This window comes from Alcanivorax sp. (genome assembly GCF_019431375.1).
In the GTDB taxonomy this organism is placed as follows: Bacteria; Pseudomonadota; Gammaproteobacteria; order Pseudomonadales; family Alcanivoracaceae; genus Alcanivorax; species Alcanivorax jadensis_A.
In genome coordinates this window covers 1,055,614-1,070,987 of record NZ_CP080267.1, presented here as the reverse complement: position 1 = coordinate 1,070,987, position 15,374 = coordinate 1,055,614, and the positions used below count along the sequence as shown (strand labels likewise).

At 59.1% G+C, this 15,374-nt stretch carries 13 protein-coding genes and 1 tRNA gene; 6 read left to right on the top strand and 8 right to left on the bottom strand.

Annotated features, from left to right (window positions below; genetic code table 11):
* Positions 1-117 precede the first annotated feature (117 nt).
* Positions 118-591, bottom strand: a complete 474-nt coding sequence (locus KZ772_RS04855; protein WP_290538716.1) for a hotdog fold domain-containing protein — start codon at positions 589-591, stop codon at positions 118-120.
* A gap of 130 nt (positions 592-721) precedes the next feature.
* On the opposite strand from KZ772_RS04855, the gene KZ772_RS04850 reads away from it, so the two are divergent.
* The gene (locus KZ772_RS04850) at positions 722-3,661 is read left to right on the top strand and encodes a DUF748 domain-containing protein (protein ID WP_290538715.1); all 2,940 of its coding nucleotides are present in this window, start codon (positions 722-724) and stop codon (positions 3,659-3,661) included.
* A 2-nt stretch (positions 3,662-3,663) separates the two neighbouring features.
* Complete coding sequence (locus KZ772_RS04845) at positions 3,664-4,410, top strand: class I SAM-dependent methyltransferase (RefSeq protein WP_290538714.1); 747 nt, start codon at positions 3,664-3,666, stop codon at positions 4,408-4,410.
* A 94-nt stretch (positions 4,411-4,504) separates the two neighbouring features.
* Here the strand turns inward: KZ772_RS04845 and KZ772_RS04840 are convergent, their stop codons facing one another.
* The gene (locus KZ772_RS04840) at positions 4,505-6,445 is read right to left on the bottom strand and encodes a transglycosylase SLT domain-containing protein (RefSeq protein WP_290538713.1); all 1,941 of its coding nucleotides are present in this window, start codon (positions 6,443-6,445) and stop codon (positions 4,505-4,507) included.
* 182 nt (positions 6,446-6,627) lie between these two features.
* Between KZ772_RS04840 and KZ772_RS04835 the strand changes: the two genes are divergently transcribed.
* A complete protein-coding gene (locus KZ772_RS04835) occupies positions 6,628-7,602 on the top strand; it encodes a methyltransferase (protein ID WP_290538712.1) in 975 nt (324 codons plus the stop codon).
* A 68-nt stretch (positions 7,603-7,670) separates the two neighbouring features.
* Here KZ772_RS04835 and KZ772_RS04830 read toward each other — a convergent pair whose 3' ends face one another.
* Positions 7,671-8,651 carry an NAD-dependent epimerase/dehydratase family protein gene (locus KZ772_RS04830; protein WP_290538711.1) on the bottom strand — a complete coding sequence of 327 codons (981 nt, stop codon included), beginning with the start codon at positions 8,649-8,651 and terminating at the stop codon, positions 7,671-7,673.
* Positions 8,652-8,828: 177 nt separating this feature from the next.
* On the opposite strand from KZ772_RS04830, the gene KZ772_RS04825 reads away from it, so the two are divergent.
* A tRNA-Gly gene (locus KZ772_RS04825) sits at positions 8,829-8,902 on the top strand.
* 233 nt (positions 8,903-9,135) lie between these two features.
* On the opposite strand, the gene KZ772_RS04820 is transcribed toward KZ772_RS04825, so the two are convergent.
* Positions 9,136-9,417, bottom strand: a complete 282-nt coding sequence (locus tag KZ772_RS04820) for a hypothetical protein (RefSeq protein WP_290538710.1) — start codon at positions 9,415-9,417, stop codon at positions 9,136-9,138.
* A gap of 202 nt (positions 9,418-9,619) precedes the next feature.
* Between KZ772_RS04820 and umuD the strand changes: the two genes are divergently transcribed.
* Together umuD and umuC are read left to right on the top strand one after the other, a co-directional pair.
* Complete coding sequence (umuD, locus tag KZ772_RS04815; protein ID WP_365870842.1) at positions 9,620-10,024, top strand: translesion error-prone DNA polymerase V autoproteolytic subunit; 405 nt, start codon at positions 9,620-9,622, stop codon at positions 10,022-10,024.
* 5 nt (positions 10,025-10,029) lie between these two features.
* Complete coding sequence (gene umuC, locus KZ772_RS04810; RefSeq protein WP_290538709.1) at positions 10,030-11,301, top strand: translesion error-prone DNA polymerase V subunit UmuC; 1,272 nt, start codon at positions 10,030-10,032, stop codon at positions 11,299-11,301.
* A 30-nt stretch (positions 11,302-11,331) separates the two neighbouring features.
* Here the strand turns inward: umuC and KZ772_RS04805 are convergent, their stop codons facing one another.
* From KZ772_RS04805 to KZ772_RS04790, 4 genes are all read right to left on the bottom strand, one after another.
* Positions 11,332-12,792, bottom strand: a complete 1,461-nt coding sequence (locus KZ772_RS04805; RefSeq protein ID WP_290538708.1) for a DUF3336 domain-containing protein — start codon at positions 12,790-12,792, stop codon at positions 11,332-11,334.
* Between the two features lie 249 nt (positions 12,793-13,041).
* A complete protein-coding gene (locus tag KZ772_RS04800; protein ID WP_290538707.1) occupies positions 13,042-13,350 on the bottom strand; it encodes a hypothetical protein in 309 nt (102 codons plus the stop codon).
* Between the two features lie 197 nt (positions 13,351-13,547).
* Entirely contained in the window at positions 13,548-14,576 is a 1,029-nt protein-coding gene (locus KZ772_RS04795) for an AraC family transcriptional regulator (RefSeq protein WP_290538706.1), read from the bottom strand.
* On the bottom strand, positions 14,576-15,277 hold the full coding sequence (locus KZ772_RS04790; protein ID WP_290538705.1) for an SIMPL domain-containing protein: 702 nt from the start codon (positions 15,275-15,277) through the stop codon (positions 14,576-14,578). Before KZ772_RS04790 ends, KZ772_RS04795 begins: the two co-directional genes overlap by 1 nt.
* Between the last annotated feature and the right edge of the window lie 97 nt (positions 15,278-15,374).

The following is a 15,374-nucleotide window of genomic DNA, read 5'->3' as shown; positions in this document are numbered from 1 at the left end:
AGGGCTGTCAGAGCTCCGTGGGTCCAGAACCAAAGAAGCCGCGCCCAAACGGCTGGACGCGGCTTCATAGTGTGAGGCGAACACGGGACTGGCTCGCGAACTGTTAACTATTCACTGTTAACTGTTTTTACCAGGCTTCTCACTGATCCACAGATTAATGGTGCCTTCCACGACCACTGTGCCGTCGTCGCGCATGGCCTTGACGGTAACGGGCAGGTTGCCGGGTTTCCAGTCTTCCGGATTGGCTTCGGCGGTGGCAGTAATATCGCTGGTGGCCTTGGCCGTGTAGTTCACATCCATGCCTTTGGGAATCCAGCGAAGGTGCTTGGGTACAGAGGATTCCGCCATGGCGCCCATGGCACATTCCAGTGCATTGCAGATGGCGATCACGTGCACTGTCTGGATGTGGTTTTCCACGCTTTTACGTTTCTTGAACTTTACCTCACAAAAATTGGGGCGAAGTTCGGTGATGGTCGGGGTAATAGTGGCAAAATAGGGGGCTTTGCGGCTGAACACCATGGAAAACAGCTTGCGACCGGCGGGCAGCTTCAGGGCTTTTTCGTACATGTTCAGAAGGTAGTTGTCGCTCATGGCAGGACTCCTGTGCAAGATGCGCCCATTTTCCACAGCCGCCCAGGCGGCGCAATGGGTTTGGGGCGCCAGTGGGGCGCGCAACTGCTACCATGGCGTCAAAATCGTGGTGTCTTGAAAGGAGACAAAAGTGAAGGTGTTACAGGCCTGGAAAAGCAGTAGTTGGAAAATGAAAACCCTGATTATTCTGGCCAGCCTTTATCTGCTTTATGTGTTGCTGGGCTTTTTTCTGGCGCCGGGGCTGGTGAGGGATAACGCTCGCCAGGCACTGGCTGACCTGACCGGCCGGCAAGTCATCATTGATGAGGTAAAGATCAATCCCCTGGTGCTTAGCGCCACGGTAAACGGGTTTTCCATCCAGGATGACCAGACCGAGGAACTGCTCGGTTTCAACCAGCTGTATGTGAATTTCCAGTTGTCTTCCCTGTTCCGCTGGAGCTGGCATTTTGATGAAGTCATGCTCGATGCCTTGACGGTGCGTGCCCAGCGGAACCCGGGTAATGCTTTCAGCTTTGATGATGTATTGGCCCATATTCAGGAGCAGCTTGCCAAGGCCCCGGAAGAAGAGGCCCCCGAACCGGAGCAGGAAGAGCCTGGGTTGCCGGCCATTTCCATTGCCAGCCTTAGCCTCACTAACGGCGATTTGCGGTTTACCGAGGCCACCGGCGATGAGCCGGAAAAATTGGTACTGCCACTGGCTTTCACGGTGAGCAACTTCTCCACCAAGGGTAAGGACGAAAACAGCAATGACTACGCGATTCGTCTGGAAGGGCCGGACGGTGGTGTACTGGATTGGCAGGGCAATTTCGAGTTCACCCCCTTTATCGCCCAGGGCCATTTGAGTGTGGAAAAGGTAGACCTGGTGCCGCTGGCACGGCTGCTCAAAAATGAAGTGCGCTTTACTGTGCCGTCAGGTGAACTGGATGTGGAAACTGCCTATCACTTTGATGCCCAGCCGCAACCGAAGGTGGTGCTCAGCAATGGCCAGGTGGTATTACGACAGCTTCAGCTGCTCAAGCCTGGTGAAGACTCTCCCAGCGTGTCACTGCCGCAAGTCCGTGTTGAAGGAGTGGCGCTGGATTCCCTGGCCCAGGAAGTGACAATCCCCAGGGTGACGGTCACGGATCCTAGTGTGGGACTGGTATTGAATGAAGAAGGGATCGATCTGGCAACCCTGTTTCTGCCGGCGGACAGGGAAGCCGCTGAAGAACGGGTGGAGGAAGTAAAGGAAAAGGCCGAGCAGGCGGCCCAGAAGGTTCAGGAAGGCAAGGCTGACTGGATTGTGCGCCTGGATACTCTGCAAGTGGACGGCAGTGGACTGCGCTTTACCGACCGTACCCTGCAACCTGCTCAGACCTTGACCCTTTCGGACGGTCAACTGACCCTGAAAAACCTGATTATTGGCGAGCCTGCTACCTTCACCTGGGAAGGCAGCAGCAAGATCCAGCAGAGCGGTACCCTGACTCATTCCGGTGAGGGCAATCTTACCCCTTTCAGTATTGAGGCCCAGGCTGGGCTGAAAGGATTGCCGCTGGCTCCCTTCTCGCCCTGGTTGGAGCGTGAGGCCCCGCTGGCACTGGCCAGCGGCGTGCTGTCGCTGGATAGCAGAGCCAGTGTGAAAGGCGAGAATGCGGATGTGACGGCAAGCGCCAACGCCTCTCTGGAAAATTTCAGTCTGCTGGAGAACGGTGAACCCCTGCTGAAGATCAATCAAGGCAGCGTTACGGACCTGTCACTGACCACTGCTGAGCAAACTGTGCGTATCGGCGAAGTGGGGCTGACGGGTATGGATCTGGCCAACCGGGTGGATGCCCAGGGCCGGGATGTGGCGACACGCATTCAGGCGGGTATGTCTTCCGGGGAAACAGGGGGTAGCCGCAGCGTCAGTGAGCAGGGGCAGAGTGAACCCTGGCAGGTGACAGTGGATCGGGTGCGCCTGGTGGGCAGCCAGATCCGCCATGAAGATCTGTCGCTCAGCCCGAATTTCCGGATAGGGCTTTACCAGCTTTCCGGGAATCTGCGAAACCTCGATACCCGACCGGGTCGGCGGGCCACCATCGATCTCAATGCTCAGGTAGATCGCTATGCGCCGCTGAGTGTCAAAGGCTCGCTGACAGCGGAGCCGCTCTTCACGGACCTGAAAGTGTCCCTGAAAAACTATGAGATGACCGGGCTGACTCCCTACACAGGCCAATATCTTGGTTACAAGGTGGAAAAAGGCCAGCTTGGCGTGACCACGGGGGTATCCATTGAGAAAAACCAGCTCAGTAGTGACACGGATATTCTTGCCAATGAATTTTATCTGGGCGAAAAGGTTCCCAGCGAGCAGGCGGTGAAGGCGCCAGTCAAACTGGGGCTCTCAGTGCTGCGCAACCGGTCCGGTGAAATTACCCTGCCGGTTAATATGGCCGGTAATCTGGATGATCCGAGTTTCAGTGTTGGGGGCATGGTGCTCAAGGTGTTGAGCAATATTGTGGTGAAGGCGGCCACGGCACCGTTTTCCGTACTGTCAGCGCTGGCTGGCGGTAAAAATCTGGAGAACATCGCGTTTTCGCCGGGGGAAGCAGAGATTCAACCGGACACCGCCTCAGCTCTGGATGCGCTTGCCAAGGTACTTAATGAGCGTCCGCAGCTGCGGGTGGGCCTGATCGGTACCACCAACGCCGAGGATCGCACCGCCCTGGCCGCGCAGGCCATCGGCCGTGAGGTGGCAGATGAGGATTGGCTGGGTATCGATAACGCCTTGCAGGAGAAGAAGTGGCGCCGCAAATTGATTCGACGTTATGAGTCCAGCACTGACCGGGACGTTGAAAGCCTGGTAAGCAATCCGCTTCCCGAGGACGATGAACAGCGTGAAACGTTGCTGGCCAGGGCGGCCTGGGAGTCCATGCTGTCAACCGGCGCCAAGGGCCTGGACCGGGCACAGCTTACCGAGCTGGCACGTCTGCGTGGTGAAAATGCCAAAGCGGCGCTGGTGCAGACGCTGGGTATTGAACAGAATCGGGTGTTCCTGAACGAAACCAACGTCGATGGCAACGTGGCTGGCCTGACCCTGACCCTGGAAAAGTAAGTGTGGCATTAATCTGGAAAACCGAGCTGCAGGGGGTGCATTACGAAGTGCGCCGTGCTGGCCGAACCCTGCGGCTCTATGCCAATGGCGTGCAACACTCCGAGTTTCACCCCAAGCGTTTGCTCACCGGCAGTGTCTGGGATCTGCTCTGGCTGCCGGCCCTGCTGCATGAGCCCTCCCGGTTCCGCCGGGTGCTGGTGTTGGGTCTGGGGGGCGGTTCGCTGATCCCGCCGATCCGCCAATTACTGAACCCGGATACCCTGGTTGCGGTAGAGCTGGACCCTGCACATTTGCAAGTGGCGCGGGAGGTGTTCGGTATGGAGGCCTTCGGTGTAGAGACCCATGAGGGCGATGCCCAGGCATGGCTGCGGGCGTATCGGGGGGAGCCGTTTGACCTGATCATCGAAGATTTGTTTGCCCCCAGCAATGAGCAGGTCAGTCGGGCGGTGGCGGCGGACAAGCCGTGGCTGCAATGCCTGGCGGACAATCTGACGGCCAGCGGTACCCTGGTGATGAACTTTGGTGACTGGAAGGAATACCGGGAAAGCCCGGCGGCCGCGGATGAGGCCATGGTCGGTTACAGCAGCCGTTTCCGGTTGTCATGCAGTGACTGCCACAATGCGATCATCGCCTTTACCCGGGAACCGGCCCGCAGTATCCATCTGCGCAGAAGGGTGGACGCCACCGCTCCCCTCACCACCCGCGACGCCAGGGCCCGGCTGGACTATCACATCCGGCAGTTGGATTAAGATAGCTACTAGCTAGAAGCTACTAGCTACTAGCTTCTAGCTTCTAGCTGCTAGTCAAACCCAACGGGTTCTATTACTAGAAGCTCGTATCCTTTCAATCCAGCATCGATACCGAATACAGATCCTGGCTTTCCTTTTCGGTGAGCAGTTGTGAGGTGCGTGCCTGGTTGTCGTGCAGCCCCACAAACAGGGCCCGGTAGGTAAGCACGGCCTGCACATAATCGCGGGTTTCCCGGAAGGGAATGGATTCGATCCAGACATCCGCGGGTACCGCCTCGTCCTCTTGCCCCAGCCAGTTATTCACCCGATGCGGCCCTGCGTTATAGGCGGCCAGGGCCAGTACCCGGTTACCCTTGAACTCGTCCAGCAGCTCCGCCAGGTAGCGACTGCCCAACTGGATGTTCAACTCGGCATTCTGCAAGGTTTTTCGGCTGGGGCGGCCCAGGTTGGCGTCTTTGGCAACCTTGCGGGCGGTACCAGGCATTAGTTGCATCAGCCCCATGGCGCCCACCGGGGAGCGAGCCTGGGGATTGAAGGCGCTTTCCCGCCGGGCCACGGCCATGGCCAGCCAGGGATCCAGATCATGCTTTTCTGCTTGCTGCTCAAACTCGGTCTGGTAGGCAGGCGGGAAACGCCAGGCCAGCACATCCCAGGCCTTGGCCTGGATGGATGCCTGTACGGCCAGATCGTACCAATGCTGCTCCAGCGCATGCTGGGCAAGCTGGCGGACGTTGGCATCATCGTTGTGCCACATCAGCCACAGCCATTCCTGGCGGGCCGCATAATCCTCGTCCAGCTCGCGCAACAGGCGAACACGGTTAATAGCTGGTGGCGGTGTGAAATCCGCAGCAGTTTGAACCTTTGCATTGGCGAAGTGGTAGGGTTCGCCCAGCCGATCGGCGGCCATAAAGGCAAAAAAGTTTCTCTGCCTGGCCGCTTGCTTGTAGAGGGTGCGGGCCAGGTCAGGCTGGTCAAGCTCCTCCAGTGCCCGGGCACGCCAGTAGAGCCAGCGGGAATCCTGCTGTTCGCTCTCTGGCAAGCGGGTAATCCACTGTTCTGCGCTGCTCCAGTCCTGTTCGATAATGGTGCGCCGCGCTCGCTGGTCCAGCAGCTCCGTATCCGGATTGGCGGTCAGCCAGTTGTCCAGCCATTGGCGGTTTTCCTCGATACCGCGAATGGTGGAATACCAGGCAATGCGACGTCCGGCTTCTTCTCGCATGTCGTCATCGCGAAGACCGTGACGGCGACTGTGATCATCGAACCATTGGCGGGCGTCTACCGTGTCCTTGTAGGCCCAGCGATGGATAGCGGCGGCCAGCAGTTGCTGACGCTGTTCCGGTTTGATGTTGGTGGGCAGGTTGTCCACCTTGTCGGGATGACGGTAGAGGGTTTTCAGCCAGTCACTGGCGGTTTCGTAATCCGTGCCCTCAAGTTTCCCGGCCAGGTAGCGAACCAGGCCATAGCTGTTGGCTTTGAAGGCCAGAAGTTGCCTTTCCCAGATTGCAGCATCATCAATGACGCCTCGGGCCTGGGCCTGATCAAACAGCGGATCGCACTGATTGGGGCGTGACTGGCCGCTGGCCCAGATGTCGGCAGCGGCTTGCAGGGCACTGTCGTCACCTTTGGCCAATTTGGCTTGGTAGTAGTAGCACTGGCGCACAGTGGCAGAGGGTTCATCGCTGATGATGGCCAGCAGGGCATCCCATTTTTTCGCCTTGCCATAGGCCACGGTGGCCAGCTGGCGAATATCGTTAGGCAGCGGGGAATCCGGGTAGCGCTGGGCGTAGCCGTTGATCCTGTCAGGGGCCAGGTCCGGCAATGCCGCCCGCAGCCGATGAAAATCCAGATAGGCTTGCAGGGGGTGATCGTCGCCAAGCTGCTTTTCCAGCCGGTTCAGGGTATTCCAGTCATCATTGCGTGCTGCGTCCAGTGCCTGGCGGAAGACGCCGCTATCCGTAGCGGCGACCACCAACGAAGAAAACAGACAACAGCTAAACAGTACTACAGCGCGAATGCAGGGTGCAGCGCTAACCATTTGAGCCTCCACATCGTCGGGTCAATCTCATGATTCTACCGGTGCGGTTGGTTCTTTGGCGTGGTGAATGTGTAAAACTTGAAGCCTAATGCCAAAGGGTGAGAGCGCGTTACAACTGACATGCAAAGGTATGCTGCTCTATACTGCGCCGCACTTTACTCCGCCGGTTCGAGCTCGCTGCTATGGAAAATACGACACAGTTATTACTGCGCCAGGCAGGCGCCCTGTCGGGCCGTCAGGTATTGGTGGTGGATGCCAATGACCCGGCGTTGAAAAGCCTGGATGCGGATGCCCAAGTGCATTTGCATGCGGATGATTTCACCGTAGGGGCCCAGCAGTGGGCGGCGGCACCGACGGTACCCCCGGAGGTGGATCTGCTGGTTCTGCCCTTGCCCAAATCCATTGAGCGTTTACGCTTTCTGCTTAACTGGCTGGCCGGCGAAATCAGCCAGCCGGTGGAGTTGTGGTTGATCGGACCGGCCAAGGGGGGCATTCGTGGCGCGTTGAAACATCTTCAGGCGCATGTGGATGATGCTGTGCTGGTGGATAGTGCCCGCCATTGCAAACTGTACAGTGGCCGGTTACAGCCGGGGGAAACCCAGACCCTGGCAGCCTGGGGGGAGGTGATTCCGGTGGGCGATCTGGAGATTGTCAGCTATCCGGGCGTGTTCAGTCACGGCCGCCTGGATGAGGGCACCCGGTTGTTGCTGGATCTGATGGCACAGCATCGCCTGCCCAGACGGGGAAGCATGATCGACATGGGCTGCGGTGCCGGTGTGATCAGTGCCAGCCTGGCCAGCCAGGGGTGGAAGGTGCAGGCGGTGGACGTGAGTGCCAGTGCGGTCGCTGCGACAACTGCCAGTCTGGCCCGCAACGGGTTGCAGGGCCGCGTGACAGGCGGCGATCTGTTTTCCCCACTTGCCGGCCGGGTGGACATGATCGTGACCAACCCGCCGTTCCACGACCGCCGTCAGCGCACCACGGATATTACCCGCAGGCTGATCGCCGAGGCACCGGGTCACCTGAACAAGGAAGGGGAAATGTGGCTGGTGGCAAACCGTGAGCTGCCCTATGCCCAGTGGCTGGATGATGCCTTTTCCCATGTCCAGGTGGCCGGGGAGACCACGCGCTTTCGGGTATATCGGGCGGTGGTGTGAAGCTGCTATCAGTTTTTCCGTAGGAGCCATGCTTACATGGCGCCCCCCGCGTTATCTACGCTTTGTTCCTACAGCAGTTTTTCCTGCATCATCCAGTGAATACAGTTTGCGACCATGCTGGCCAGCGGAACCTGGTCGTTGAATCCCAGTTCCTCCACGGCCTTGCGGCCATCTGCATGTACCCGGCTGGTGACCAGTGCCACTTTTTCCGGTGTCAGACGGGGTTCGTTGCCGGTAAACAGGCTGCCAATGGGATATAGCTGGCCGGCCAGTTTCAATACTGCCGGAGGTACGGTGCGTGTTGGCGCTTTTTTACCGAGTTGCCCGGCAATGGTCTGCACCAGTTCCAGGAAGCTGGCTTCCACCCCGGCAAGGATATAGCGCTCACCGCACTGGCCGTGTTCCAGGGCTGACAGGTGGGCTTTGGCCACCTCTTCAACGGCACAGAAATTCCCCCCGCCCGGTGGGACGCCCGGAAGCTTGCCGTCCTGAATCAGCTTGATCATCTGTGACCAATTGTGTGTGTCGCCGGCGCCAATAATACCGCAGGGATTCAGGATGACAGCGTCCAGCCCCTGGCGGATACCGTCTTCCACCTCTTGTTCGGCCAGATACTTGCTGCGGTTATAACCGATCCAGTCGTTGGCCGCGTTGGAGGGGGTCTGTTCATTGATGGGGTTGTCCTGAATGCCCCAGGCGGAAATCGAGGAGGTATGTACAAACCGGCCCGCCACGTTTTTCAGCGACGCGCTGACCATGGCCCGGGTGCCCAGTACGTTATCCCGGTACTGTTGTGCGTTGCCGCGCCGCCACAGGCTGGTATTGCCGGCTACGTGGAAGACGGCATCCGGTGCTGCCGGCATCACCAGGGTCAGCTCGGTGGCATTGTCCAGCGGAGCCTGTACTACCTGAACGCCTTTCGCTTGCAGCGCAGCGGCATCACTGCGTGGCCGGATGACTGCAGTGACGTCCCAGCCTTTTGCCAGCAACTGGTCGACGATGTGTCCCCCGAGAAATCCCCGGGCCCCACTCACAAATGCCATTGGCATGGCCATGCTCCTGTTGTCATTCTGATCTTTAGGAAGCCTCCGAGTACGCAGGGCGTTACTCGGAGGCTGCTTCAGAGTGTAACCTCAAACCGGTCGTGCTGGTGTCAAAACAGCATATCTGGACAACATCAGCACTGGCCAAGGCGCATCCTTTTGACTATATTGCCGGTTGTCCAAGCGGGTGTAGTTCAATGGTAGAACGGCAGCTTCCCAAGCTGCATACGAGAGTTCGATTCTCTTCACCCGCTCCATATTGAGGAGCCTCTGAACAACTCCTTGCATGCTCAGCCTGAAAGGCCCGGAGGGCGAGACCTGAAGGGCACATCTGCTGCGCTTTCTCGCTAGGAAAGGGAACCACCCTGTCCGTCGCGAGAAAACACAACAGATGTGCCCTTCAGGCCTCGCTGAGCACACAAGGAGTTACTCAGAGGCTCCTGAAAAGCCACCCAGCGGGTGGCTTTTGTTTATGGGGGATCGGTGTTTGTCAGATCGGATAAGCCAGAAATTTCCCTCCCAGACGGAACAGCACCTGTACCTGTATGCCTTCCTCCATTTCCTGGGCGGCGTCCCTGGCCAGCATGATATAGGGGTAGCGGCGGGCCCAGGCGCATGGCTTCACATAGTGGGGCAAGGATGGGTCAGGGGCGTTGGCGACAAAGCTGTCGCTTTCCCGCTGATAGAGCACATAACCCTGAAACACGGCGTTGGCCGGCAGTCCCATTTCTTCGAGAAAGTCGGACATCCAGCCCGGGTTCCCTTCAAGCATATGACTGCATCCTGATGACGGATTCTTTATACCTACCCTAAGACAGTCATGGCGGGGTTTGGATATGCCTTTCTTTGCGTTTTGTTGCTTTCCTGTTTGTTCTGTCAGAGCCGGTATCGGTGGCCGTGAGTGTGTCTTTTGACTGTACATAAGGACAGTATTTGATACCATGGGAGCGTCGCTATCTTCGCTGTGGTATCCCATGACTGCGCTGCCTTTTTTCGTCGAACGTGTTGCTGCCGGTTTCCCTTCTCCGGCCCAGGGCTATATGGAAGCGCCGCTGGATCTGAACCAGCTGTGCATTCGCCAGCCGGAGGCCTCTTTTCTGCTGCGGGTGGAGGGAGATTCCATGCTGGAAGCGGGGATTTTTCCGGATGATATTCTGGTGGTGGATCGCGCTCTGGAGGCGTCTCACGGTGATGTGGTGGTGGCGTCGCTGAATGGGGAATTCACTGTGAAGGAATTGCGGTTGCGGCCACAGCCCATGCTGATACCCCGCAATCCCTGCTATGCGGCGATACCCCTGGCTGATCAGGAGTGGGAGTTGTTTGGCGTAGTGACATTCTCGCTCCATCCGCACCGCCCAGTGGACCGATCCGGGCGCTAAATGTCATGTTTGCCCTGGTCGACTGCAACAGTTTCTATGCTTCCTGTGAGCGGATTTTCCGCCCGGACCTGCAGGGGCGCCCGGTGGTGGTGCTATCCAACAATGATGGCTGCATTGTGGCCGGATCCGCCGAGGCCAAGGCACTGGGGGTGAGAACCGGGATGCCGCTGTTCGAGGCCCGCGATCTGATCCGCAAGCACCAGGTCGTGGTGTTTTCCTCCAACTATGTGCTCTACGGCGATATCTCCCGGCGGGTCATGGCCACGTTGGCCACCCTGGTACCGGCGGTGGAGGTGTATTCCATCGACGAGGCGTTTCTGGATCTATCCCTGATGCGACCCGAGGAGCTTCAGCCATTGGGTCAGGCCTTACGCGAGCGGGTTGGCAGATGGGTGGGTGTTCCCGTCTGTGTGGGGGTGGCGCCGACCAAGACCCTGGCCAAGTTGGCGAACCATGCGGCCAAGACGTATCCGCAAACGGGGGGCGTGTTGGTCCTGACGGATCCGCAGAGGCGTCAGCGGCTATTGGCGCGTACGCCGGTGTCGGCGGTGTGGGGGATCGGTCGACGTCTGGGCCGGCGTCTCAATGATATGGAGATTGAGACTGCTCTGGACCTGGCGCGTACCGATTACCGTCTGATCCGCAAGCGCTTTTCCGTGGTGCAGGAACGGGTGGTGCGGGAACTGAATGGAGAAAGCTGCCTGCCCCTGGAAACCCGCTTGGAGCCCCGTCAGCAGATCATTCATTCCCGCTCTTTCGGGGAGCCGGTGGCCTCGCTGGTGGCCGTGCGTCAGGCGGTCAGTGATTTTACCGCCCGGGCCGCGGAAAGCATGCGTGCTGAAGGACTCAGTGCCGGTGCGATCAGTGTGTATCTACGCACGGCTCCGGTGGGCAAACCCCAGCAGTTATTTCCCCATTCCGCCCGGGCGCCTCTGTCGCCGGCCACGACAGACACGAGGGTGATGGTTCGCCATGCCATGGAAATGGTGTCTGCCCTGTGGCAGGCCGGTTACCGCTATGGCAAGGCCGGGGTCATGCTGACGGATCTGGGCCCGGCGGGGCGTGAGCAGGTCACCCTGTTTCGCGAAGACGACAACGCGGAGAAAGGGAAGGCGTTGATGGCGGTGATGGATACCATCAACCGGAGCGGCAAGGGCAAAGTCTGGTTGGCTGGGAGAGGGGTCAATCCGGCGGCGCGCTGTGTCTGGGCCATGCGTCGGGCGCATTTGTCACCGGCCTATACCACTCGCTGGAGCGATCTGCCCCGGGCCCGGTAACCCGGGCGGCGGGGCAGAGGATGAGGCCTGTCAGACGGCGGTCATCGGAACCTGATCGAGCATGCGTTCCTCGATACGGTCCAGACGGGCACGGCAGTCTCGGAAGGTGCGGCTGATGGCGGTAGTGTTGGCCACCATGTCGAGTTTGGGCCAGGTTGCCTTTTCCCCCTTGCGGATGTAGTTACGTACATCCTGCAGGGTGGGGTTGCTCAAGACTCGCAGGGCATTCATGGGCTGGCGCGGCGGGATCATGTTGATATCGCCGATATATTTCTGGGTGACCATGCTCTTGGCCTTGTCGAACATCAGGCCAACGTCATTGGACTCCACCCGGCGCTGTATCAATTGCAGGGCATAGCGCAGGTTCATGGACACGTTTTTCAGGCCCCAGTCTGCCAGGGTGCTCAGGGAGCTGTCGGTGTTCTCGTTACGGGACAGGAAGGGCACCACGTGGGGATTGGTCTGGCTGACAATGGAATGGTTGACGCCATACAGTCGGGACAGACGACGGATGGGCAGATCGTCGACAATGGAGCCATCCACGAACTTGCGGCCGGGGATGTAGGGCACCCGCTCGCCATCAATATTCTTGGCCCACAGGGAGACCGGCGGATAAATGCCGGGAATCGCGCAGGACGCCAGGGACGCCTTGCGGATCAGCACATTGGGGGAGGTGCGCCAGTTGAGCAGACGGGCATGCTGATTACGGTCGTAGGGGCTGACGGTAATGTTGATTTCGCGGCCGGTGTGCCGGTAGGCCTCCTCGAAGGTCATGTCGAGAATGTTCTCTTCCAGGCAGGCTTCCAGGTGGTCGCCGTCCAGTACTGGCGTGCCGCGCACGATGCCTTTCCAGCCCAGCACCTTGAAGGCTTCCAGATAAATGTTTTCCGGTTCCAGCTTGAGCTTCAGTTCTTCATCGTTGTGGGTGCCAACAACGGACGCAATGATGCTGCCGGCACTGGAGCCGGAAATCACCGAAGGAAGTAGCCCCTGTTCCCACAGGCAGCGGGCCACGCCGATATGAAACAGACCCAGAGCGGCGCCACCGGACAGCATCAGGCAGCTCTGGCCGAAGGCCTGGCCGGTGGTTTCGAAGAAATCCAGTTTCTCCTTGAGGCCGAACTCCTTGAAGTTGGTATCGCACAGGTAGTTCAGGGCGATGGTGACCTCTTCGAGATAATTCTCGATCAGGCGTTTGGTGCCTACCCGGGTCTGCTGATAGAGGCGTGGGTTGGAGATGTTGCCCAGGTTGCCATGCAGGCCTTCGTGCAGATGGAACACCAACTTGTTCACGTCATGGCGTTCACGGGCCTGGCGGATCTGCCACAGGCGATTACGGATCAACTCGTAGTCGTAATGGGGGGAGCGATCGATTTCTTTCCATTCGTCCGCACCGGAAAGACGGTCGTGTTCGCGGCTGGCTTCGTACCATTCTTCGTAGGTTTCAGCGTGCTCGATGGCCCGATCCAGTTGCTTGAGAGTGCCTTTCATGCAGGTCTCCGCCATTGGCAACCTTTGAACATCCCTTGCGCTGCAGGCCGGGTCCTTCGAGCCAGCCTGCAAGAGGGGAGTGTTCAGTGGCTCCCTTGTTGTCATTAGTTGATGTCAGTATAGCCATGACCGGTGGCGGGTTTTAAGGCTTTGTAGGACAAAAAGAACGCGGCCGAAAAGAAAAGGCCGCGTTTATATGGGCAGAATTGCCTAATCAGGAGATCAGCGCAAGCTGATGGGGTGGGGCGATCAGCCGGGCAGGGCCCGGGCCACATCTTCCAGTACCCGGATCATGTGCATGGCCCGGAACGGATGGGACAGGGTGAAAGGCGCATCGGGCCGATCCTGGGAGCTGGGGTAAACCACGATGCAGGGTTTGCCGCTTTTGCTGTTGGCGGCGCGTTTTGCATCCTGGGCGGCGACAAGCAGCACGTCGGCCTGGCCGGAATCGGCGTTTTCCCAGATAACGCTGCAACGACCATTGATGATGCCCATCATCGAGACAAAGGCGCTGGCGGAGTCATGGCTGAGGCCACTGACGGAAATTTTGCGGTTCATGGTGCGTCCCTGTAACGGTTCCCGAAACCGGCGGGGCCGGTGGTTTGGGGGAACTTCGTGATCCCTTGGGGACTGTTGTAGTCAACCGGTAGCGGTGTGGGCAAAGCGATCACGACCAGTGGCGGCGGGGTAGATGCTGAACGGGATTATGACGAAATGCGCATAAGAGAAAGCCGACAAAGCGTGTAAGTGATTTCCTACAAATCCGGCTTTTGCTGGTTGCGGAACTGGCCAGGTGTCATGCCGGTATGTCGCTTGAAACTGCGTTGGAAAGAGCGGATGTCCGAGTAGCCCAGGGCTTCGGCGATTTCCGCCTGGGGGGCCGGGCTCTGGCAAAGCAGTTGTCGGGCCTGATGCAGTCGCACCTCGTCCAGCAGCTTCTGCCAGTTGTGGCCCTCATCGGCCAGGCGGCGGTGGAGGGTGCGGACATTCATGCCCAACCGCTCAGCAATGGTTTCCTTGCGCGGCAGGGAATGACCGATGGCATCCTGGATGCACTGCTTGACCCGCTGGCCCAGACTGGTTTCCACCCCCAACTGGTTAAGCTGTTGAATGGCGTGGGCTTCCAGGGTAGACAGCAATAGCGGGTCCGGTTGGCGAATGGGCTGCTCCAAGAGGTCTGGCGGGCCGATCAGGGCAGAGCAGGGTTGTGCAAACCGAACTTCGCAGAGAAACACCCGCTGGTATTCCTCCACCAGTGCCGGTTTGGGTCTGGGGTGCTCGAGCCAGACCTGGGCCGGGGCCAGTTGGTCATTGCCGGTAAGCCAGCGGGCATAGCGGACCCAGGAGCCCAGTACATTGTCGATCAGGTGTTGGCGGGCGGGTTGCTGGGTGTAGCGGCAGTCCCAGCGAATCGAGGCCTGGTCTTCGGTAACGCGAGTGTCCGTGGTGCCCATGTCGCCGACCAGCTTTTCATAAAGGCTGACCTTGGAGAGGGCTTCCTGGAGCGTGCCGGCACTCATGGCGATGTAGCCCATGACGTTGTAGGAACCGGGCTGAACGAATTCGGAGGTGTGCAGGCCGAACAGGGGATCCCCGGCCTGGTCGATCAAGGTGTGCAGCAGCGTCTGGAAGCTGGCCCCGGGGATGCGGGCGTCCGGTTGGCGGACTCGTTCCGCATCCAGGGCGGCGCTATCCAGTGCCGCAGCAATATCCAGCCCGCGGGCTTCGCCGTGGGCAAGATACTGCTGCAGCGCGGCACTGCAGATCTGACCGAGGTTATCCATTAATCCAGTTCGAAGGTGATCTGGACCCGGGCGGTGATGTCGGTTTCACCGGGTCGGTAGCTGTCGGCATGACCGCTTTTCTCGCTCCGTGCCATCATCATTACCGGCTGCGGGGGCTGGAAATCCTGTGCCTGGATCTGGATGGCCTTGCCCAGCTCCCGGTCTGCGGCCTTGGCGATGATGCTGGCTCGCTGGCGGGCATCAGCCACGGCTTTTTCCAGGGCCTGGTTAGCCAGTTCGTCCGCGTTGCTGACTTCAGTGCCGGCCGGTCGAATATCACGCACCCCCTGCTTGGCCAGGCCGTCGAGCAGTTGGGTATAGGTGTCCAGGCCATTGGCGCGAAAGGTGACTTGACGGCTGACCTGGTGGCCGATCAGTTTGCGCTCAGGCTGATATTGCCATTGCGGCTGGACATTCAGATCGCTGGCGCGCACCTGTTTTTCCTCGATATCCAGATCGTCTGCCAGGTCGAGCATGTCGGCGACAGCGTTGTCGACCCGGGATTTCATGGCGGCAATATCGTCCCCCTGTTCACGGGCGGTGGCCACTACCCGGAAAATATCCGGCTGGGCAGCGATATCGCCGCTGCCGGAGACGGTGATGCTGTCGGGGCTGGAGTTAATTGTCTGGTGTGTGTCACTACAGGCGGCCAGGCTTAATGCACCCAGGGCAATCAGGGATGCGGCAGTGATGCGTTTCATGGACTCTCCTTGTACTGTCGTGCAATCGACAGTGCTCTATTTTGCGCATTTACAGCGGGATAACCACCCCATGGTTCGCGTTTGTGTGCGAACTTCC

Bases quoted from the DNA above. Each gene is read 5' to 3' on its own strand.
- KZ772_RS04820 (WP_290538710.1), bottom strand. From the start codon at position 9,417: ATGCTTGAAGGGAACCCGGGCTGGATGTCCGACTTTCTCGAAGAAATG.
- KZ772_RS04795 (WP_290538706.1), bottom strand. From the start codon at position 14,576: ATGGATAACCTCGGTCAGATCTGCAGTGCCGCGCTGCAGCAGTATCTT.
- KZ772_RS04800 (WP_290538707.1), bottom strand. From the start codon at position 13,350: ATGAACCGCAAAATTTCCGTCAGTGGCCTCAGCCATGACTCCGCCAGC.
- KZ772_RS04805 (WP_290538708.1), bottom strand. From the start codon at position 12,792: ATGAAAGGCACTCTCAAGCAACTGGATCGGGCCATCGAGCACGCTGAA.
- KZ772_RS04855 (WP_290538716.1), bottom strand. From the start codon at position 591: ATGAGCGACAACTACCTTCTGAACATGTACGAAAAAGCCCTGAAGCTG.
- KZ772_RS04835 (WP_290538712.1), top strand. From the start codon at position 6,628: ATGGAAAATACGACACAGTTATTACTGCGCCAGGCAGGCGCCCTGTCG.
- umuD (WP_365870842.1), top strand. From the start codon at position 9,620: ATGACTGCGCTGCCTTTTTTCGTCGAACGTGTTGCTGCCGGTTTCCCT.
- KZ772_RS04790 (WP_290538705.1), bottom strand. From the start codon at position 15,277: ATGAAACGCATCACTGCCGCATCCCTGATTGCCCTGGGTGCATTAAGC.
- KZ772_RS04840 (WP_290538713.1), bottom strand. From the start codon at position 6,445: ATGGTTAGCGCTGCACCCTGCATTCGCGCTGTAGTACTGTTTAGCTGT.
- umuC (WP_290538709.1), top strand. From the start codon at position 10,030: ATGTTTGCCCTGGTCGACTGCAACAGTTTCTATGCTTCCTGTGAGCGG.
- KZ772_RS04830 (WP_290538711.1), bottom strand. From the start codon at position 8,651: ATGCCAATGGCATTTGTGAGTGGGGCCCGGGGATTTCTCGGGGGACAC.